This is a genomic window from Rhodococcus sp. MTM3W5.2, from assembly GCF_001984015.1.
In the GTDB taxonomy this organism is placed as follows: domain Bacteria; phylum Actinomycetota; class Actinomycetes; order Mycobacteriales; family Mycobacteriaceae; genus Rhodococcus_G; species Rhodococcus_G oryzae.
In genome coordinates this window covers 3,290,430-3,311,078 of record NZ_CP019572.1, presented here as the reverse complement: position 1 = coordinate 3,311,078, position 20,649 = coordinate 3,290,430, and the positions used below count along the sequence as shown (strand labels likewise).

Here is a 20,649-nt window from a genome sequence, read left to right as displayed (position 1 = left end):
TTGAAAGTGGAGGAAAGTGGGGTAACGTGGTGCGCAGCGGAACGTGCAGACGGACCGCAAGGGCCTAGGACGTTCGAATCGGACGCAGGGTGGAGGTGTCGAGATGTTTCTCGGTACCTACACGCCGAAGCTCGACGACAAGGGGCGGCTGACGTTGCCCGCGAAGTTTCGAGATGCACTGGCGGGAGGGTTGATGGTCACGAAAGGGCAGGACCACAGCCTCGCGGTGTATCCCCGAGAAGAGTTTGCCGCTCTCGCGCGCCGAGCCGCAGCAGCATCACGCAGCAACCCCGAGGCCCGCGCCTTTGTGCGCGGCCTTGCGGCAGGCACCGATGAGCAGCATCCCGACGCCCAGGGACGGATCACCCTGTCCGTCGACCACCGCCGTTACGCGGGGTTGTCGAAGGAGTGCGTGGTGATCGGATCGGTCGATTTCCTCGAGATCTGGGACGCGCAGGCGTGGCAGAGCTACCTCGAGGAGCACGAAGAGAGCTACTCACAAGCCAGAGCCGAGTCACTGGGCGAGATCTTCTAGCCCAGCCAGAGCCGTACGGCGAGTGCCGCGAGGCCTCTGCCCGAACGCCGACCCTGACGCACTTCCCCAGCGCCAGGTTCGGTCAATCGGACAGGGACCTCGAGGCATTCGCCACTCTTCCCCCTTCGCGATCGGAAATTCCCGAAGCACTCAAGACCCGGAGGCAGCAATGGTGGACGATGAGGCAAACGGCCCCGCCTCCACCGGCGAGTTCGGGCACGTCCCGGTGCTGCTCGGTCGCGCGGACGAACTGCTCGGACCGGCACTGACGGCGGTTGCGCCGGACGCCGCGGGCGCGGTGATGATCGACGCGACACTCGGCCTCGGCGGCCACTCCGAACACTTCCTGCGCACCTACCCGGGTCTGCACCTCATCGGACTCGACCGCGATCCCAATGCTCTCGAGATCGCAGGCAAGCGCCTTGCGCCGTTTGGTGACCGAGTCACGTTGGTGCACACCAGGTATGACGGAATCGTTCCGGCGCTCGAGCAGGCGGGACTGCCGCCGGTGGAGTCGGTGCACGCAATCCTCTTCGACCTCGGTGTCTCGTCGATGCAGCTGGACGAGGCCGAGCGAGGTTTCGCCTACTCGGTGGACGCGCCGCTCGACATGCGGATGGACCCCACCAAGGGGTTGACCGCGGCCGACGTGCTCAACACCTACAGCCACGGCGACCTCGCCAGGGTGCTCAGCACCTACGGCGAGGAGCGCTTCGCCGGCCGGATCGCATCAGAGATCTTGCGCCGCAGGCAGATCGAGCCGTTCACCACCAGTGCGCAGCTGGTCGAGGTGCTGTACGCCTCGATTCCCGCGGCCACCCGGCGTACCGGTGGACACCCCGCGAAGCGGACCTTCCAGGCTCTTCGGGTGGAGGTCAACGGAGAGCTCGATTCGCTACGCGCGGCGATCCCGGCTGCGCTCGACGCACTGGCGATCGGCGGGCGCGTGGTCTTCATGTCCTACCAGTCGCTGGAGGACCGAATCGTCAAGCAGGAACTGACACCCCGCACCAAGTCCCGCAGTCCGGAGGGGCTCCCGATGGAGCTGCCGGGCATGGGTGCGGAGTTCGCATTGCTCACCCGTGGGGCGGAACGGGCGAGCGAGCAGGAGATAGAGGAAAACCCGCGGTCGGCCCCGGTCCGATTGCGTAGTGCCGAACGGATTTCCAGGAGGGTGACGGCATGACAGTTCCCGTGAGGCCGGGCGGTTCTCGATCCACTGATGCCGGTGTCGTCAGGCCAAGGGGGCGCGGTCGCGCCGCGGTTGCCGCCGGCAAGCGTTCCACCGCCGCGCAGCGCGCATACGAGCGTCGGCAGCAGCGTGCCGCGATCCAGCCCGTCGGCGAGGCGGCGGACCGTCGCCGCGGCCACTTCACGGCTCGCATCCCGTTCGTCGCCACCATCATCGGCATGCTGTCCGTAGGGCTGGCGTTGACCCTGGTGCTGACCACCCGGGCCGCGGAGGACTCCTACGAGCTCAGTGCGGCCAAGGCACACAACCAGGACCTCATGGAGCAGCGCTCCGCGCTCGAGCGCGACGTCCGGGAGGGCAACTCCGCGCCGGAGCTGGCCCGCAAGGCGACCGAGCTCGGCATGATCCCCGCGAAGGACGTCGCTCGGCTCGTCGTGAACCCGGACGGCACGGTGGACATCGTCGGCAAGCCGACGCCGGCGCAGGGTGCGCCTGCGGCGCCGCTGAACCCCCAGCCGCCCGCTCAGTCGAGCGGGGCGCCGCGGACCGGCAACACCGCGGCCCCGATGCCGACCACCCGGCCGGCAGCCCCGACCACGACGGCGCCCCGTCCCGGCGCGCCGTTGGCGGCCAATCAGCCGCAGCTGCAGGCACAGGGTGAACAATTGGTACCCATGGGCAGGCCAACCCCGGACACCGGACAGGCAGGTAACGCGGGCGGTCGCGGGTGACTCGAGGTACCGCGCCCGCACCCGCACCGCGTCGTGCGCCGGTTCGACGCGGTGCCCGCCAGGACGACACCTCCTCGTTCCGGTTCCGGTACCGGACGGGCCGGATCACCATGTTCATCGCGCTCGGGGTCGCCTCGGTGCAGCTGCTCTGGATCCAGGGCATCGAGGCGCCCAAGCTCTCGGCCGAGGCCGCGAATCAGCGGTCGGTCACCGTGATCGAGCCTGCGACCAGGGGCTCGATCACCGATCGCCGCGGCAACCCCATCTCCTTCACGATGGAGGCGAAGGCGCTGACCTTCCAGCCGACCAAGGTGCGCAAGGAGCTCGAGGCCGCGCGCGCGAAAAGTGAGAAGGCGCCGACGGTCGACGAGCGGCTCGAGGCCATCGCCAAGGGTGTCAACGCCAAGCTCGGCGACTCGGCGCCGAAGAAGGACCTGCTGGCCCAGCTCAAGAGCAACGAGACCTTCGTGTACCTGGCCCGCAGCGTCGATCCGGCCGTGGCCGCGAAGCTCAGCGAGGACTTCCCCGAGATCGGCCTCGAGCGTCAGGACATCCGTGAGTACCCCGGTGGCTCGCTCGCCGCGAACCTGGTGGGCGCGACCGGGTGGGACGGTCACGGTCTGCTCGGGCTCGAGGATTCGCTCGACTCCACGCTCGCAGGCACCGACGGCTCCCAGACCTACGACCGGGGCTCGGACGGCGCCGTCATCCCCGGCAGCTGGCGCGACAAGCAGCCCGCGGTCGACGGCTCGACCGTCGAGCTGACGATCGACTCGGATCTCCAGTACTACGTGCAGCAGCAGGTGCAGCAGGCCAAGAACCTCTCTGGCGCGAAGAACGCCTCCGCAGTGGTTCTCGACGCGCACACCGGTGAGGTGCTCGCGATGTCGAACGACAACACCTTCAACCCGTCGCTTGGGCTCGGCAACAGTGGCAAGGCCGAGCTGGGCAACCTGCCGGTGAGCACGCCGTTCGAACCCGGCTCGGTGAACAAGATCGTCACGGCGGCCGCGGCGATCGAGTACGGGCTCACCAAACCCGATGAGGTGCTTCAGGTTCCGGGCTCGATCCAGATGGCAGGCGTGTCGGTGAAGGACGCCTGGTCGCACGGCGTCGCACCGTACACATCGACCGGAGTCTTCGGGAAGTCCTCCAACGTCGGCACGCTGATGCTCGCGCAGCGGGTGGGGGAGGACCGCTTCGCGGACATGCTGACCCGCTTCGGGCTCGGTCAGCGCACCGACGTCGGTCTGCCGGGCGAGAGCGCGGGCGACGTCCCCAGCCGCGACCAGTGGTCGGGCGGCACCTTCGCCAACCTGCCCATCGGTCAGGGCCTGTCGATGACGTTGCTGCAGATGACCGGCATGTACCAGGCGATGGCGAACGACGGGGTGCGGATCCCGCCACGGGTCGTCCGCGCGACGATCGACGCGGACGGGAACCGGTCCGAGACCGAGCGCCCGGAGGGCATCCAGGTGGTCAGCGCGCAGACCGCGACGACGGTGCGAGACATGTTCCGGTCGGTCACCCAGCGCGATCCCATGGGATACCAGCAGGGCACCGGTGCACCCGCAGCCGTCGACGGCTACCAGATCAGCGGCAAGACCGGCACCGCGCAGCAGGTGGATCCCGCCTGCAAGTGCTACTCGAACTCGAATTATTGGATCACCTTCGCCGGGATCGCCCCGTCGGACAACCCACGGTTCGTGGTCGGCATCATGCTCGACGCCCCGGTTCGCAGCGCCGACGGTTCGGGTGGCCAGTCTGCTGCGCCGCTGTTCCACAACATCGCCTCCTGGATGCTGCAGCGGGACCGCGTCCCACTGTCCGCCGATCCCGGACGACAATTGGTGCTCCAGGCCGACTGACTGTCGGCGAGCGGGCCCCCGGGGCAGATCACACCGCGTTGTCGACGGCGTAGTCGATGACCGAGTCCAGTCTGTGACAGTTCGCCGGTAACCTGACACGTCGGCCAGCAGCCCAGCCACCGATTCGAACCCGAGAGGAGCCACCTGCCCGTGCAAGGGACGAACACTCCGCAGCACTCGACGGGAGAGGTGGCAGGCTCCGCAGGCTCTGTGCCTGGCGACCTGCGCCCCGAACACCCACCGCAGACGTCGGTGACCGCACTGGCCGAGCTGATCGGCGCACGGGTCCAGTGGGTGGCAGACGCCACTGACACCACTGCCACCGCTGACTCCGCGGGCGGCGCCCCGATCTCCGTCACGGGGGTCGAGCTACGCGCCCAGAGCATCGAGCCGGGGGACCTGTTCGCCGCACTGCCAGGAGCCCGTGCGCACGGAGCCGAGTTCGCCGCGTCCGCCCTCGAACGCGGTGCCGTTGCCGTGCTGACCGACCCCGCCGGCCTGGCCGCGCTCACGGCGCTCGCCCCGGAGACCGCGCTGCCGGTGCTGGTGCACCCGGATCCGAGGTCGGTCCTGGGTGAGGTGTCGGCCACCGTCTACGGGCGACCCGCGGATCGGTTGCAGGTCATCGGGATCACCGGGACCTCGGGAAAGACGACCACCGCGTACCTGATCGAGGCCGGTCTGACCGCGTCCGGTCGCCGGGCCGGGCTGGTCGGGACCATCGAGACCCGGATCGAGGGGCGCCGGGTGCCGAGCGCGCTGACCACCCCCGAGGCGCCGCAGCTGCACGCCCTCTTCGCGGCGATGCTCGAGCGCGGGATCGACACCGTGGTGATGGAGGTCTCGAGCCACGCGCTCTCGCTCGGCCGGGTGGACGGAACCGACTTCGCGATCGGCGCGTTCACCAACCTCTCCCAGGACCACCTGGACTTCCACGACGGACTCGACGACTACTTCGCGGCCAAGTCCAGGCTGTTTGCCAGGGACTCCGCCGTTCGCGCCCGCCGCGCCGTTGTCTGCGTCGACGACGAGTGGGGTAGGCGGATGGCGGAGATCGCGGCGGCGGTGCCGCCAGAATCCGCCGCAGCCGAGGCGCCCCGACGACGGTCTCGACCACAGGAGGAGCGGACTGGACCGCCTCCGAGGTCGTCGCGGCCGAGGACGGTTCGCAGCGGTTCGTCGCGCACGGACCCACCGGGTCGCTGCCGGTCGCGCTGCGCCTGCCCGGCCACTACAACGTGGCCAACGCGTTGCTGGCCCTGGCGACACTGGCCGCGGCGGGCGTCGACCCCGAGCGGGCAGCAGCGGGCATCGGGTCGGTGGACGTGCCGGGTCGGGTGCAACGGGTCGACCGCGGACAGGATTTCCTCGCGGTCGTCGACTACGCGCACAAGCCGGCCGCGCTCGAGGCGGTCATCGCGACACTGCGCGGACAGTCGGCGGGCCGGCTGGCGGTGGTGGTCGGCGCGGGCGGCGACCGTGACCAGGGCAAGAGGCCGATGATGGGCGAGGTGAGCGCCAGGGGAGCAGACCTGGTGATCGTCACGGACGACAACCCGCGCAGCGAGGACCCGGCCGCGATCCGCGCGGCGGTCCGCGAGGGCGCGCTCGGCGTACCAGAGGCGGCGCGCGCGGAAGTCCGCGAGTTCGCGGACCGAGCGGAGGCCATCGCCGACGCCGTCCGCTGGGCCGAGCCGGGGGACATGGTCCTCGTCGCGGGCAAGGGACACGAGATCGGACAGGAGATCAACGGGGTGAAGCACCCATTCGACGACCGCGAGGTCCTCGCCGCTGCGATAGACGCGGTCGGCCGTAGCGACGAAGGGCAGGTCCGATGATCCCGATGAGCCTGGCCCGGATCGCCGAGATCGTCGGCGGCACCCTGCACGACGTGCCGGATCCCGACACCATGGTGACCGGCACCGTGGAGTTCGACTCCCGCAAGGTCACCGCGGGTGGCCTGTTCCTCGCGCTGCCCGGCGCCCGCGTGGACGGGCACGAGCATGCGGCCGCGGCCGTCGCCTCGGGGGCGGTGGCGGTGCTGGCCGCCCGCCCGGTCGGCGTCCCCGCGATCGTGGTGGCCCCGTTGCCGCCCGCGCAGACCAACGCGATGGCCCTCGAACACGACACCGACGGCTCCGGGGCAGCGGTGCTCAAGGCACTGGCCGCCCTGGCAAGGGCGAGCACCGATGACCTGGCGGCGCGAGGCCTGACGGTGGTCGGGGTCACCGGGTCGTCGGGCAAGACCTCGACCAAGGACCTGCTGGCGGCGGTGCTCACCCCGCTCGGTTCGGTGGTCGCACCGCCCGGATCGTTCAACAACGAGCTCGGCCATCCCTGGACGGCGCTCCGCGCCGATGCGGACACCGACTTCCTGGTCCTCGAGCTCTCCGCGCGGGGCACCGGACATGTGGCGGCGCTGGCGGAGACGGTCCCGCCGCGGATCGGTGTCATCCTCAACGTCGGCACCGCGCACCTCGGCGAATTCGGCTCAAGGGACGCGATCGCACAGGCCAAGGGCGAGCTCGCCGAGGCGCTGCCCGCGGCGGACGCCGGCGGGGTCGCGGTGCTCAACGCCGACGACCCGCTCGTCGTGGCGATGGCGGACCGGACAAGGGCCCGGGTGGTGCTGGTCGGGCAGTCCGAGCGTGCGGACGTGCGGGCCGTGGACGTGCACCTCGATGCGGAGGCCCGTCCCTCTTTCACGCTGGAGTGCCGTTACCCGGCGGGTTCCGCCCACGAGGGCGACGTCGCGACGGTGCCGATCCAGCTCGGCGTGCACGGTGAGCACCAGATCGGCAACGCGCTTGCCGCGGCCGCGGTGGCACTGGAATGCGGCGCCACCGTCGCCCAGATCGCGGCCGCACTCGGTGCCGCGACGGCCGCGTCGGTGCGCCGGATGGACGTGCGGCACCGAGCCGACGGCGTCACGGTGATCAACGATTCGTACAACGCCAACCCCGATTCGATGCGCGCGGCGCTCAAGGCCCTGGTGTCGATGGGACGTTCGGGTGAGGGCTCGCCGCGCCGTACGTGGGCGGTGCTCGGGGAAATGGCCGAGCTCGGTCCAGAATCAGTGATCGAACACGACGCCATCGGGCGGCTGGCCGTACGACTGGACGTCAGCAGGCTGATCGTGGTCGGCACCGGCAGGCCCTCCCGCGCGATGCATCAGGGCGCGGTCATGGAGGGTTCCTGGGGCGAGGAGTCGATCCTGGTCCCCGACCAGGCGGCCGCGATCTCCGTGCTCGAGGCGGAACTGGCAGGCGATGACATCGTCCTGGTCAAGGCGTCGCAGTCGGTCGGATTGTGGGCGGTGGCGGACAAATTGCTGGAGGGCCCGCAGGGCGAGCAGCGGACTAACACGGAGGAAGACCAGTGAGACAGATCCTCTTCGCGGGAGGTATCGCGCTCGCCGTGGCGATCCTGCTCACCCCCGTCCTGATCAAGGCGTTCTCGCGCCAGGGCTTCGGTCAGGAGATCCGGGTCGAGGGTCCGGCCAGCCATCAGTCCAAGCGCGGCACCCCCACCATGGGCGGCGTCGCGATCATCGCAGGCCTGTGGGCCGGCTACTGGGGCTCGCACCTGATCGGGATCGGCTACGACGCGGACGGCCCGAGCGCCTCCGCGCTCCTGGTCCTCGGATTGACGACCATGCTCGGCGGCGTCGGCTTCCTCGACGACTTCATCAAGATCCGCAAGCAGCGCAACCTCGGGCTGAACAAGACCGCGAAGCTGGTCGGCCAGCTGATCGCGGCGGTCCTGTTCGGAATCCTGGCGCTGCAGTTCCCCGGCGCGACGGGCCTGACACCGGGCAGCACGAACCTGTCCTATGTCCGAGACATCGCCACGGTCTCGATGGGCTCGGTTGTGTTCATCCTGTTCTGCTACTTGCTGGTCAGCGCCTGGTCGAACGCCGTGAACCTGACCGACGGGCTCGACGGTCTCGCGGCCGGCTCGATGACCCTCGTGCTCGGCGCCTACACGATCATCACCTTCTGGCAGTACCGCAACTCGTGCGAGCGCGACCCCGTCACGGGCTGCTACGACGTCCGCGACCCGCTGGACCTGGCGCTGATCTGTGCCGCAGCGGCGGGCGCGTGCATCGGCTTCCTGTGGTGGAACGCCGCGCCCGCGAAGATCTTCATGGGCGACACCGGCTCGCTCGCCCTCGGTGGCCTGCTCGCCGGGCTGTCCATCGTCACCCGCACCGAACTGCTGATGGTGGTCGTCGGCGCGCTGTTCGTCGCCGAGGCTGCCTCGGTGGTCGTGCAGGTCGCGGTGTTCCGCTCGAGCAGGCGGCGGGTGTTCCGGATGGCGCCGTTCCATCATCACTTCGAGCTGGCCGGGTGGGCGGAAACCACGGTGATCATCAGATTCTGGTTGCTCGCCGCGATCGCCTCGGCCATCGGACTCGCGCTGTTCTACAGCGAGTACCTCGCCGACATCGGGGGCTGAGCTTGTCACTCCACAGCGCCGCAGTTCCTTCCGGGCCTCCCTCGGTTCTGCCGCCCGAGTTCGCCCGCCTACACGGCAACCGGGTCCTGGTCGCGGGATCCGGGATCTCCGGCCGGGCCCTGATCGAACCGCTCCGCGAGCTGGGCGCCGATGTCACGGTCACCGACGGCAACCAGGCCTCGCTCGACGCCCTGGCAGCCGCGACCGGGGTGGAGGTCACTTCGCCGGAGCGGGCCGCGACCGAGATCGGCGCGTTCGCGTTGGTCGTCACGAGCCCCGGCTGGCGCCCCGACGCGCCCGTGCTGTCCGCGGCCGCGGGCGCCGGGGTCGCGATCTGGGGCGACGTGGAGTTCACCTGGCGGCTCGACCGCGCGCAGGTCTATGGACCCGCCAGGAAGTGGCTGGTGGTGACCGGCACCAACGGCAAGACGACCACCACCTCGATGCTGGAGTCGATCCTGCGCGCCGCTGGGATCGCGACGGTCGCATGCGGGAACATCGGCCTGCCGATCGTCGACGCGCTCCGGGCTGGCAGCCCCCGTAACGAGGTGCTGGCGGTCGAGCTCTCCTCATTCCAGCTGCACTGGGCGCCCTCGGTGCACCCGACGGCCGGGGTGATCCTCAACATCGCCGAGGACCACCTGGACTGGCACGGCGGCATGAAGGGCTACATCGACGCGAAGGCGCAGGTGCTGACCGGGGACGTCGCGGTGCTCGGGCTCGACGACCCGGTCACCGCAGGACTGTCGCGGGTGTCCACAGCGGGGCGGACCGTCGGGTTCCGGCTGGGCCTGCCCGCTCCCGGTGAGCTCGGCGTTGACGGTGACCGCCTCGTCGACCGTGCCTTCGCGGACGACGAGACCCTCGCGCTGGCGGACGAGATCACCCCGCCGGGACCCGCGGGTCAGATGGACGCGCTGGCCGCGGCTGCGTTGGCCAGGTCGATCGGCGTCGGTGCCGCTGCGGTCCGGGAGGGTCTGCGCAGCTACCAGGTCGGCCCGCACCGCGCGGCTCTCGTCGCCGAGGCGGACGGCGTCACGTACATCGACGACTCGAAGGCGACGAACCCGCACGCCGCACGGTCGTCGTTGCTGGCACACCCACGGGTGGTGTGGGTCGCGGGCGGTCTGCTCAAGGGCGCCAGTGTCGACGAACTCGTCACCGAGGTGGCCGATCGGCTCGTCGGCGCGGTCCTGCTGGGCCGCGATGCGATGCAGATCGCACAGGCACTCGCGCGACACGCACCCCAGGTGCCGGTCGTGCGGGTGGATGCGGGAGACGATGCAGGGGTGAGTCCCGCGCCGAGCCCGGAATCGCCCGATGCCGTGATGGCGCGCGCGGTCCGCACCGCCGCGTCGATGGCCAGGCCGGGGACACGGTGCTGCTGGCGCCTGCGGCGGCGTCGCTGGACATGTTCACCGACTACGGGCACCGCGGCCGGAGCTTCGCGCAGGCCGTGGCGGAAGTGGCGGGTCGGTCGCGATGAAGCAGGCCGCGGGACCCCGCACCCGCTTCGGCGCCTGGCTGGCGCGCCCGCTGGCCTCCTTCCACCTGATCGTCACGATCACCGGCCTGCTCACCGTGCTCGGGCTCGTGATGGTCCTGTCGTCCTCGAGCGTGGAGGCCTACGCCGACACCGGCTCCGCCTACGGCATCTTCACCACGCAGCTGATCTTCGTCGCGCTGGGAGCCGTGCTGTTCTACGTGGCGCTGCTGCTGCCGGTCCGGTTGATGCGCACGATGGCGTTGCCCGCGTTCGCCGTGTCGGTGGTGCTGTTGGCCCTTGTGCTGATCCCCGGCATCGGCACCCTGTCGGGCGGCGCCCGACGCTGGTTCACCCTTGGCCCGCTGTCGTTTCAGCCGTCCGAGCTGGCGAAGGTGACCCTGGTGGTCTGGGGCGCGCATCTGCTGGCCTCCCGCAGACAGAACGCCTCCGTCAAGGAGATGGTGGTGCCGCTGGTGCCCGCGGCGCTCCTGGTCTGCGTGCTTATCGTGCTGCAGCCGAACCTGTCGACCACCATCGCGTTCGGCATCATCCTGGCGTCGCTGCTCTGGTTCGCGGGACTGCCCCTGCGTCTGTTCCTCGGCATCGTCGGGGCAGGCGCCGCGGCCGCGCTGGTGCTGGCGCTGACCGCCGGCTACCGGTCCGACCGCGTCAAGGCCTACCTGAACCCCGGCGCCGACCCGCAGGGCATCGGCTATCAGGGCAGACAGGCCAAGTTCTCCCTTGCCGACGGCGGCCTGTTCGGTCGCGGGCTCGGGCAGAGCCGGGCCAAGTGGAGTTACCTGCCCAACTCACACAACGACTTCATCTTCGCGATCATCGGCGAGGAACTCGGCTTCCTGGGCTGCATGCTGGTGATCGGGCTGTTCGCGCTGTTCGTCTACGCGGGGCTGCGGATCGCGATGCGCTCGATCGACCCGTTCCTGCGCCTGCTCACCGCGACTGCGACCACCTGGATCCTGGCCCAGGCACTGATCAACATCGGCTACGTGATCGGCCTGCTCCCGGTCACCGGACTGCAGTTGCCGCTCGTCTCGGCTGGCGGCAGCTCGATCGCGATCACCCTGTTCATGTTCGGCGTCATCGCCAACGCCGCCAGGCACGAGCCGGAGGCGGTCGCCGCCCTGCACGCCGGTCAGGTCGGACGGTTCGGCAGGATGCTGCGGCTGCCCATGCCGGAGCAGTACTCGCCGGCGAGGGCGGAGGCCGCACGCAAGGCGGCCCAGGCGAAGGCGGCCCAGAAACGGGCGGCCCAGCAGCGGGCCGCGCAGCAGCAGCGGGCTGCCGCCCCTCCGCCGCGCAGGCGGGCGGTTGCGGGCAGGCCTGCCCCCGACCCGCGGCGGGCGGATCCGCGACGCGGGCGGGCACTAGCATCAGACGAGCGGACACGACGGTCGAATGGCCGCACAGGAGAGCGAGGATTTCGTAGGTGAGCGGCACTTCAGAGACTGCCCCGGTCGCGTCGCGCGCCTCAACCGGTCCGTCCGTCGTCGTCGCAGGCGGGGGTACTGCCGGACACATCGAACCCGCGATGGCGGTTGCCGACGCGCTGCGCAGGCTCGATCCCTCCGTGACGGTCACCGCGCTCGGCACCGAGCGTGGGCTCGAGACGACCCTGGTTCCCGAGCGTGGCTACCGCCTCGAACTGATCCCGCCGGTGCCGCTGCCGCGTAAGCCGTCCAAGGATCTGCTGCGGCTGCCGGGCCGGGTCGTCCGCTCGGTGCGGCGCACCCGCGAGGTCCTCGAGGAGACGAACGCCGACGTGATCGTCGGGTTCGGTGGCTACGTCGCACTGCCCGCGTACCTGGCGGCAGGCAAGGGGCTCACCCGCCGTCGTCGACGGGTCCCGGTCGTCGTGCACGAGGCCAACGCCAGCGCCGGTATCGCGAACAAGATCGGTGCCAGGGTCGCGGCCCGCGTGCTCGCCGCCGTGCCGGGTTCGGGAGTCGCCGCGCGAGGCGCCTCGGACGCGGAGGTCGTGGGGATCCCCGTCCGCGCCTCGATCACCGGGCTCGACCGCGCCGCGCTGCGCGCCGAGGCCCGGGCGCATTTCGGTCTGCCCGCGGACGGGCCGGTACTGCTGGTGTTCGGTGGATCCCAGGGTGCGCGCTCGCTGAACGAGGCCGTCTCCGGTGCCGCCGAGGCGCTGGCGGCGGCCGGGATCTCGGTGCTGCACGCGCACGGCCCGAAGAACACGCTCGAGGTGGCCCAGCTGAACCCGGCCGCGCCATACGTGGCGGTGCCGTATCTGTCCAGGATGGATCTGGCCTACGCGGCCGCCGACGCCGCGATCTGCCGCTCCGGGGCGATGACCGTCGCGGAGGTCTCCGCGGTCGGCATGCCCGCGGTCTACGTGCCGCTGCCGCACGGCAACGGCGAGCAGGAGCTCAACGCCAAGCCGCTGGTGCGGGCGGGGGGTGGCATGATCGTCGCCGACGCGGACCTCACGCCGCGGTTCGTGGCGGATACGGTGGTGCCGTTGCTGGGCGACGCCGCCCGGCTGAGCGAGATGGGCAGGTCCGCCGCCGATGCCGGGCACCGGGATGCGGCGGATGCGGTGGCCCGGATCGTGCTCGACGTGGCGAAGGGACTCTGGGTGTCCAAGCAGTCGGAGAGGTCGGAGGGCGGTCGATGACCGAGGTGCGCGGGGCGCAGTTGCCCCCGAGTTGCAACGAGTCCACATGGTCGGCATCGGCGGCGCAGGCATGTCCGGTATCGCCCGGATCCTGCTGGCCAGGGGCGGTCAGGTGTCCGGCTCGGATGCCAAGGAGAGCCGCGGGGTGCTCGCGCTGCGAGCGCGCGGTGCCCAGGTCCGGATCGGGCACGACGCGGGCGCGCTCGACCTGCTGCCCGGTGGCCCGACGGTCGTGGTGACGACGCACGCGGCCATTCCGAAGGACAACCCGGAGCTGGTGGCGGCGCGCGAGCGCGGCATCCCGGTGATCCTTCGCCCGGCGGTGCTCGCCTCGCTGATGCAGGGCAACCGCACGTTGCTGGTAGCTGGAACGCACGGCAAGACCTCCACCACGTCCATGCTCGTGGTCGCGCTGCAGCACTGCGGTGTCGACCCGTCGTTCGCGGTCGGCGGCGAGCTCAACGAGGCGGGTACCAATGCCCACCACGGAACCGGTGACGTCTTCGTGGCGGAGGCCGACGAGAGCGACGGCTCGCTGCTGCAGTACGACCCCGACGTGGTCATCGTGACGAATGTCGAGGCCGATCACCTCGACTATTTCGGGACCACCGAGGCCTACGTCCAGGTCTTCGACGATTTCGCGGAGCGGATCGCCCCTGGGGGCCTGCTCGTGGTGTGTCTCGACGATCCGGGCTCGGCGGCGCTGGCGCAGCGGGTGGTGGCACGTGGCCTGCCCGGCATCCGGGTCCTCGGCTACGGCAGCGGTGACGTCTCCGTGGAGGGTATCGAGCTCGGCGCCCGCCTGGTGAGCTGGCAGGCCCGCGACATCGGGGGCATCGCAGAGTTCGAACTCTCCGGCGAAAAAGGCGTGCGCACACTGCGATTGGCGGTGCCGGGTCGGCACATGGCGCTCAACGCGATGGGCGCGATCCTCGCGGCCCGCGAGGTGGGTGCGACGGTGGAGGAGGTCATCGAGGGCATCGCCGGGTTCGGCGGCGTGCATCGGCGGTTCCAGTCCACCGGCCGCGAGAACGGCGTGCGGGTGTTCGACGACTACGCCCATCACCCCACCGAGGTCCGCGTCGTGCTCGGGGCGGCCCGCGAATTGGTCCGGCCGGGCTCGGAATCGGCGAACGGGCGGGTGATCGTGGTCTTCCAGCCGCACCTGTACTCGCGAACGCTGGCGTTCGCCGAGGAGTTCGGTGCCGCGCTCGACCTCGCGGACGAGGTGGTTGTGCTCGACGTGTACGGCGCGCGGGAGGAGCCCCTGCCCGGCGTCAGTGGCGCGCTGGTCGCGCAGGCGGTCAGCAAGCCGGTGCACTATCAGCCGGATCTCTCGCTCGCCCCCCGCCAGATCGCCGCGCTCGCGCGGTCCGGCGACATCGTGATCACGATGGGAGCGGGCGACGTGACGATGCTCGGCAAGGAGATCCTCGGCGCCCTCGGGGCCACACCCGCCGCGGGCCGACCGCGGTGACGACGGACAGCCCGGGTCGCGCCGCGCGCCCCGCTGCGGGAGGCGAGGATCGCGCCGCAGGCCCCGCCGGGCCCGAGGCGCGAGCTGCACGCCCCGAGCGCAAGGGGAGCAAGCGAGACCGCAAGGCGAGCAAGCGAGACCGCAGGGAGAGCAGGCGAGCCGCCAGAAAGCCTCGAGGGGGCAGCCGTCCGCGTAATCGGAAGCGGCCGTTGATCATCGCGTTGTCGGTGATCGCGCTTGTCGGCCTCGTCGCGGCGGCCTGGTTCACCCCGGTGCTCTCGGTGCGCAAGGTCTCGGTGGTCGGCAACGTCGGAGTCCCCAGCGACGAGGTGCTGACGACCCTTGCCATCCCGGCCGGGAAGCCGCTGCTGCAGGTCGACGTCGACGCGGCCGCCAGGAGGGTGGCCTCGATTCCCAAGGTCGATCATGCGCGGGTCGAACGCCGCTACCCGTCCACGGTGCGGGTCACGGTCGTCGAGCGGGCGCCCGCCGTCTTCTACGACGCCCCTGAGGGCACCCACCTGATGGACGCGGGCGCGGTCGCCTACGCGATCGAACCGCCGCCGCCGGGGGTGCCGCGCCTGAAGGTCGAGAAGCCCGGTCTGGAGGATCCGGTCACGGTCGACGCGCTCAAGGTGCTCACCTCGATGCCGCCGCCGCTGCGGGCCCAGGTCGGGGAGATCGCCGCAGGCTCCATCTCCGATATCCGGGTCACCCTGCTCGACGGGCGGCAGCTGGTGTGGGGGAGCGTCGAGAACACCGAACGCAAGTCCGCCATCGCGCTGCCGCTGCTCGGCCAGCCCGGCAAGGTGTACGACATCTCCAGTCCCGATCTGGTCACCGTCAAATGAGCGCGACGACAAATCGTGTCGCCCGTCGGCGCGCCTGCTGGCGGATCGGACCTGTCGTGCATAGCGTTTCGTTTCAGTCAGCTACTTGACATAACTCTAAGCCTATGGTTGAGGTTTAGGGTTTATCCAAGAAGTACCGCATCACCAGCAACATCCGCCCCACCAGCACGACGTAATTTCAGTTATACGAGCATCACCCCGAGCGCGTTCACACACACGGAAGGCGAGAGCCCATGACGCCCCCGCACAACTACCTCGCCGTTATCAAGGTCGTCGGCATCGGCGGCGGCGGCGTAAATGCGGTCAACCGCATGATCGAGCAGGGACTCAAGGGAGTCGAGTTCATCGCCGTCAACACCGACGCGCAGGCGCTGCTGATGAGCGACGCCGACGTCAAGTTGGATGTCGGCCGAGAACTCACCCGCGGTCTCGGCGCAGGCGCCGACCCCGAGGTGGGCCGCAAGGCCGCCGAGGATCACAAGGACGAGATCGAAGAGGTCCTCAAGGGCGCGGACATGGTCTTCGTGACCGCAGGCGAGGGCGGTGGCACCGGTACCGGTGGCGCACCGGTCGTGGCGAGCATCGCCCGCAAGCTGGGCGCGCTGACCGTCGGTGTTGTCACCCGGCCGTTCTCGTTCGAGGGCAAGCGGCGCGGTGGCCAGGCGGACAACGGGATCCAGGCCCTGCGGGAGTCCTGCGACACGCTGATCGTGATCCCCAACGACAGGCTGCTCCAGCTCGGCGACGCCGCCGTGAGCCTGATGGACGCGTTCCGCAGCGCCGACGAGGTCCTCCTCAACGGAGTCCAGGGCATCACCGACCTGATCACCACCCCCGGCCTGATCAACGTGGACTTCGCGGACGTCAAGGGCGTGATGTCCGGAGCGGGCAGCGCGCTGATGGGCATCGGATCCTCGCGCGGCGAGGGCCGGGCGATCAAGGCCGCCGAGTCGGCGATCAACTCGCCGCTCCTCGAGGCCTCGATGGAGGGTGCGCGCGGCGTGCTGCTGTCCATCGCGGGCGGCTCGGACCTGGGTCTTTTCGAGATCAACGAGGCGGCCTCGCTGGTGCAGGAAGCCGCCCACATCGATGCGAACATCATCTTCGGCACGGTCATCGACGATTCGCTCGGCGACGAGGTCCGGGTGACGGTCATCGCGGCGGGCTTCGACGGCGGCACGCCGACGCGTCGCCCGGTCGAGCCGGCCGCCGCCGCTGCGACGGCTTCGGCGGCTGCGGGTAACGGAGCGATCGGAGCCGGCCGCGCCGGTGAAATCGGTCGGCCCCCGCAGCACCAGGCCCCCGATCCCACTCCCGCGCCGAACGGACGCGACGGACGCGAGCGTCGCGACGGTCGTGAGAACACCGGTTCCGGTCTGCCGCCGGTCCCCGTGAGCGCACCGAGTCGAACCGTGCCCGTCACCGATGACGACGTCGACGACGTGGACGTGCCCGACTTCATGCGTCGGTGACGGGCGGCTTCCGGGTTCGTCGGGTAGTCACCTCTCGAACCGGGGGCGTCTCGGCGCCCCCGTATGACTCCTTCAATCTCGGCGACCACGTCGGCGACGACCCGGCCGCGGTGGCCGCGAACCGTCGCAGGCTCGCGGACGGCATCGGATTGCCGTTCGAGCGGTTGGTCTGGATGGAGCAGATCCACAGCCGGAACGTCACCGTCGTGGACGGGCCTGTCAAGGGTGTCGTCGAGGCGACCGACGCGCTGGTCACGGACGTGCCCGATCTGGCTTTGGTGACGCTGTCCGCGGACTGCGTGCCGCTGCTGCTCGCGGACGACACGGCCGGGGTGATCGCCGCGGTGCACGCGGGCCGGGTCGGTGCCCGAATCGGGATCGTGCCTCGGGTGCTGGACGCGATGGTGGCGAAGGGCGCGGCGGTCGAACGGATCGGTGCCTTTCTCGGACCCGCGGCGAGCGGCCGTCAGTACGAGGTGCCCGCGGCGATGCGTGCGGACGTCGAGAAGCACCTGCCGGGCAGCGCGACCACGACGGTGCGCGGCACCCCTGGGATCGACCTGCGGGCGGGACTGCGCCGGCAGCTGCTGCAGGCGGGCGTGTCCGGGGTGGCGGAGGATCCGCGCTGCACGATTGAGGACCGCACCCTGTTCAGTCACCGTCGGGGCGCGCCGACAGGGCGGTTGGCTGGTGTGATCTGGATGGAGTCGACGCCAGGTGAATGACGCACCGTCGCCGCGTGCAGCCGAGATCGCGTCCGCACTCACCAGTGTCGGCGAGCGGCTGTCGCGGGCCTGCCTGGATGCAGGCCGCGACCCGGACGACGTCCAGTTGCTGCCGGTGACCAAGTTCTTCCCTGCCTCCGATGTCGCGATCCTGTTCGGGCTGGGCTGTCGCGAGTTCGGTGAGTCGCGTGAGCAGGAGGCCTCGTCCAAGGTCGCCGAGCTCGGTGAGCTCGACGCAGCCGGCATCGGCGATGTCCGGTGGCACATGATCGGCAGCGTGCAGCGGAACAAGGCCCGCTCTATCGCACAGTGGGCGTACGCAATTCACTCCGTGGACAGCCCGAGGCTGGTCGACGCCCTCGCGAAGGCCGCGACCGTCGCGTTGGGGGAGGGCGGCAGGGACCAGCCGCTGCGGGTGCTGCTCCAGGTCAGTCTGGACGGCGACCCGCTCCGTGGTGGCGTACCGCTCGACGAGCTGCCCGAGCTCGCCGACCGCACCGAATCGGCGGCCGGGCTTGAGCTTTCGGGGCTGATGGCGGTTCCTCCGTTGGGGGCCGATCCGGAGCGGGCGTTTGCGGCGCTCCAGGCCGCGCACACAGAGCTGCAGCGCAGCCATCCTGCGGCGACGGCATTGTCGGCGGGGATGACCGGGGACCTGGAGGTCGCCGTACGGTACGGTTCCACCTGCGTGCGTGTCGGAACCGCACTGTTGGGTTCCCGGCCGATAGCCTCGAACTGATCGGCGCACCGCCCGATTGTCCGCCGCGCCAAGGAAGGTCGACGATGAGCACTCTGCACAAGTTCAAGGCTTACTTCGGCATGGTCCCCTCGAGGATTACGAAGACGATTACCTCGAGGAGCCGCGTCGCGCACCCCGCGGTGGACGTTACGAGGGTGAACTGGACCGTGAGTACGACGATGCCGGTTACGTGACTCGCGACGAGCTCGACGAGCTCGACCGCCCGGTCGCGCCCCGGCGGATGGAGCCGCTGCCCGCGCGCAGCAGCCGTCCCGGTGCTCCCGTCGGTGCCCGCCCGCCCGCGACCCGCGGCGCGCTCGCGGTCGACACCCAGCCGCGCGTCGAGAGCCGACGCGCGCCCATATTCGACGAGGGCGGACCGCTGTCCAAGATCACCACGCTCCGCCCCCGTGACTACGGTGAGGCCCGCATCATCGGCGAGCGCTTCCGCGACGGCACCCCGGTCATCATGGACCTGGTGGAGATGAGCAACGCCGACGCCAAGCGGCTCGTCGACTTCGCGGCCGGCCTGGCGTTCGCGCTCCGCGGCTCCTTCGACAAGGTGGCCACAAAAGTGTTTCTCCTCTCACCTGCCGATATCGATGTCTCCGCCGAGGAGCGGCGTCGGATCGCCGAAACCGGCTTCTACAACCAGAAATAGGCGGTCTGGGCGGGCCAGAAGTAGGCTGGTCCGGCCGGATGTCCTGAGGCCGGTGCGGACCTATCTCGTTTTGATTGGTCCGGCCGAGTCAGGCAAAGTGATGGAGTGCCCTTGTTCGCGGTGATCTACTTCCTGCTCTTCGTCTTTTGGTTGTTACTCATCGGACGGATCATCGTCGAGTTCATCCGGACATTTGCTCGCGATTGGCGACCCACCGGCATTGTGGTTGTCATTCTCGAAGCGATATTTACGGTCACAGATCCACCGATCAAGCTGCTCCGGCGGCTAATTCCGTCGATAAATCTCGGCGGGGTTCGGTTGGACCTATCAATCATGGTCTTGCTGTTCATCGTCTTCATCTTGATGTCGGTCGTTCAAGGACTGGCCGCGTGATGTCGATGGTTGAGTCGTGGCGCGACCTACGGGTCTGGTGTGACAGAATGGACGCCAGTTACAGTGGGATTGCTTGGTTTCCCGCTGTATGCGCTATAACTGAATGCTTGCTCGACCGCCAACAGACGCGTGAAGGGATCCTTCCATGCCGCTGACACCAGCTGATGTGCACAATGTCGCGTTCAGCAAGCCGCCTATCGGCAAGCGGGGCTACAACGAAGACGAGGTAGATGCGTTTCTCGACCTCGTCGAACAGGAGCTCTCGCGACTGATCGAGGAGAACGCGGATCTCCGCCAGCGCGTGGGTGAGCTCGATCAGGAGCTCGCGGATGCGAAGAAGGCTCCTCGGCCGGCAGGTGCCGCGCCGGAGCCCGTTCGGGTTGTCGAGCCGCCCAAGCCGGTCGCCCCGGTCGCGGCCCCCGCGCCCGCCGCTCCCGTCGCCCGCCCTGGCAACACCGAAGAGGCAAACCTGCAGGCCGCGAAGATCCTTGGCCTCGCGCAGGAGATGGCGGACCGCCTGACCGGCGATGCGAAGACCGAGTCGGAGCAGCTGGTCACCACGGCAAGGACCAACTCCGAGCAGCTGGTCAGCGACGCGCGGACCCGCTCCGAGGCGATGATCTCCGATGCAAGGCAGAAGTCCGAGGCCCTGCTCTCCGACGCCCAGACGCGTTCCGAGACGCAGCTGCGTCAGGCCAAGGAGAAGGCGGACGCGCTCCAGGCCGACGCCGAGCGCAAGCACACCGAGATCATGGCCACCATCAACCAGCAGCGCAGCGTGCTGGAGGGCCGGATCGAGCAGCTCAAGACGTTCGAGCGCGAGTACCGGGTGCGCCTGAAGTCCTACCTGGAGTCGCAGCTCGAGGAGCTCGAGCAGCGCGGTTCCGCGGTCCCCGTGGACGGCGGCCAGGAGGCGTTCGGTGGCGAGGCTGCCAAGCCGGGACTGAGCCAGACGTTCGCCAAGGGCAACAACTAGCCCGCTAGCGCCCGTCGTGCTGGTCCTGACGCTCGTAATGGCAGCGGTTGGGTTCGCGCTGCTGGTGATCGCCCTGATGACCGGATCGGTCGTCTGGGCGTGGGGATGCATCGTGGTCTGCGTGGTCGGTGCGGTGTTGCTGCTGGTGAGTTCACTGCGCGGCAACACCGCACCGGACGCGGCCGAACCAGGTGCCCCGCCATCGGGCGGGCGGGCCGACGCGAGCCGGGAGTCGTCGGACAGGCGATTTGACGCCGGCGACTAGAATCGCAGTCAGTATGTGGCGTTGATCCGGCCATCACCGGGGAGCCTTCGGAAGAACGGCACGCGTTCGAGATGGACGGGTCGCTCAGTAGAACCGAACGGGTGGGCCCGTCACAGCCCAGCACGAGAGGTTCGGGCAGCGGCGGCGCCGCGTCCGGGCAAGCGGGG

General features: G+C 69.8%; 16 protein-coding genes and 3 pseudogenes. All 19 read left to right on the top strand.

All coding sequences use genetic code 11. The features are described from left to right. The first annotated feature begins 103 nt into the window (after nt 1-103). The 19 genes and pseudogenes from mraZ (at nt 104) to BTZ20_RS14965 (ending at nt 20,482) form a co-directional block, all read left to right on the top strand. Nucleotides 104-535 carry a division/cell wall cluster transcriptional repressor MraZ gene (gene mraZ, locus BTZ20_RS15055; RefSeq protein WP_077041933.1) on the top strand — a complete coding sequence of 144 codons (432 nt, stop codon included), beginning with the start codon at nt 104-106 and terminating at the stop codon, nt 533-535. A 169-nt stretch (nt 536-704) separates the two neighbouring features. Then, a complete protein-coding gene (gene rsmH / locus BTZ20_RS15050) occupies nt 705-1,721 on the top strand; it encodes a 16S rRNA (cytosine(1402)-N(4))-methyltransferase RsmH (RefSeq protein ID WP_077041932.1) in 1,017 nt (338 codons plus the stop codon). Beyond that, nucleotides 1,718-2,458, top strand: a complete 741-nt coding sequence (locus tag BTZ20_RS15045; protein WP_223263352.1) for a hypothetical protein — start codon at nt 1,718-1,720, stop codon at nt 2,456-2,458. The genes rsmH and BTZ20_RS15045 overlap by 4 nt, the downstream gene beginning before the upstream one ends. Next, nucleotides 2,455-4,326 (top strand): peptidoglycan D,D-transpeptidase FtsI family protein, encoded by a 1,872-nt coding sequence (locus BTZ20_RS15040; RefSeq protein WP_077041931.1) that lies wholly within the window; start codon nt 2,455-2,457, stop codon nt 4,324-4,326. The genes BTZ20_RS15045 and BTZ20_RS15040 overlap by 4 nt, the downstream gene beginning before the upstream one ends. 189 nt (nt 4,327-4,515) lie before the next feature. Beyond that, nucleotides 4,516-6,164, top strand: a pseudogene (locus BTZ20_RS15035) (UDP-N-acetylmuramoyl-L-alanyl-D-glutamate--2,6-diaminopimelate ligase). After that, entirely contained in the window at nt 6,161-7,708 is a 1,548-nt protein-coding gene (locus BTZ20_RS15030; protein WP_077041930.1) for a UDP-N-acetylmuramoyl-tripeptide--D-alanyl-D-alanine ligase, read from the top strand. The pseudogene BTZ20_RS15035 and the gene BTZ20_RS15030 overlap by 4 nt, the downstream one beginning before the upstream one ends. Then, nucleotides 7,705-8,784, top strand: a complete 1,080-nt coding sequence (mraY, locus tag BTZ20_RS15025) for a phospho-N-acetylmuramoyl-pentapeptide-transferase (protein ID WP_027502257.1) — start codon at nt 7,705-7,707, stop codon at nt 8,782-8,784. Before BTZ20_RS15030 ends, mraY begins: the two co-directional genes overlap by 4 nt. A gap of 47 nt (nt 8,785-8,831) precedes the next feature. Next, a pseudogene (murD, locus tag BTZ20_RS15020) lies at nt 8,832-10,270 on the top strand (UDP-N-acetylmuramoyl-L-alanine--D-glutamate ligase). Then, nucleotides 10,267-11,721 (top strand): putative lipid II flippase FtsW, encoded by a 1,455-nt coding sequence (ftsW, locus tag BTZ20_RS15015; protein WP_077041929.1) that lies wholly within the window; start codon nt 10,267-10,269, stop codon nt 11,719-11,721. The pseudogene murD and the gene ftsW overlap by 4 nt, the downstream one beginning before the upstream one ends. 98 nt (nt 11,722-11,819) lie before the next feature. Further along, on the top strand, nt 11,820-12,923 hold the full coding sequence (murG, locus tag BTZ20_RS15010; protein WP_411269152.1) for an undecaprenyldiphospho-muramoylpentapeptide beta-N-acetylglucosaminyltransferase: 1,104 nt from the start codon (nt 11,820-11,822) through the stop codon (nt 12,921-12,923). A 46-nt stretch (nt 12,924-12,969) separates the two neighbouring features. Then, on the top strand, nt 12,970-14,400 hold the full coding sequence (murC, locus tag BTZ20_RS15005) for a UDP-N-acetylmuramate--L-alanine ligase (RefSeq protein WP_223263351.1): 1,431 nt from the start codon (nt 12,970-12,972) through the stop codon (nt 14,398-14,400). 212 nt (nt 14,401-14,612) lie between these two features. Then, the gene (locus tag BTZ20_RS15000; protein ID WP_077043733.1) at nt 14,613-15,251 is read left to right on the top strand and encodes an FtsQ-type POTRA domain-containing protein; all 639 of its coding nucleotides are present in this window, start codon (nt 14,613-14,615) and stop codon (nt 15,249-15,251) included. A 233-nt stretch (nt 15,252-15,484) separates the two neighbouring features. Continuing rightward, on the top strand, nt 15,485-16,723 hold the full coding sequence (gene ftsZ / locus BTZ20_RS14995) for a cell division protein FtsZ (RefSeq protein WP_077041926.1): 1,239 nt from the start codon (nt 15,485-15,487) through the stop codon (nt 16,721-16,723). Further along, entirely contained in the window at nt 16,720-17,448 is a 729-nt protein-coding gene (gene pgeF, locus BTZ20_RS14990; protein ID WP_077041925.1) for a peptidoglycan editing factor PgeF, read from the top strand. The genes ftsZ and pgeF overlap by 4 nt, the downstream gene beginning before the upstream one ends. Beyond that, nucleotides 17,441-18,187, top strand: coding sequence for a YggS family pyridoxal phosphate-dependent enzyme (locus BTZ20_RS14985; protein WP_077041924.1), 747 nt, complete (start codon nt 17,441-17,443; stop codon nt 18,185-18,187). The genes pgeF and BTZ20_RS14985 overlap by 8 nt, the downstream gene beginning before the upstream one ends. A gap of 44 nt (nt 18,188-18,231) precedes the next feature. After that, nucleotides 18,232-18,848, top strand: a pseudogene (locus BTZ20_RS14980) (cell division protein SepF). Between the two features lie 105 nt (nt 18,849-18,953). Beyond that, entirely contained in the window at nt 18,954-19,241 is a 288-nt protein-coding gene (locus BTZ20_RS14975) for a YggT family protein (RefSeq protein WP_027502266.1), read from the top strand. 145 nt (nt 19,242-19,386) lie between these two features. Beyond that, complete coding sequence (locus tag BTZ20_RS14970) at nt 19,387-20,217, top strand: DivIVA domain-containing protein (protein ID WP_077041923.1); 831 nt, start codon at nt 19,387-19,389, stop codon at nt 20,215-20,217. A gap of 16 nt (nt 20,218-20,233) precedes the next feature. After that, nucleotides 20,234-20,482 carry a hypothetical protein gene (locus tag BTZ20_RS14965; protein WP_077041922.1) on the top strand — a complete coding sequence of 83 codons (249 nt, stop codon included), beginning with the start codon at nt 20,234-20,236 and terminating at the stop codon, nt 20,480-20,482. The last annotated feature ends 167 nt before the right edge of the window (nt 20,483-20,649 follow it).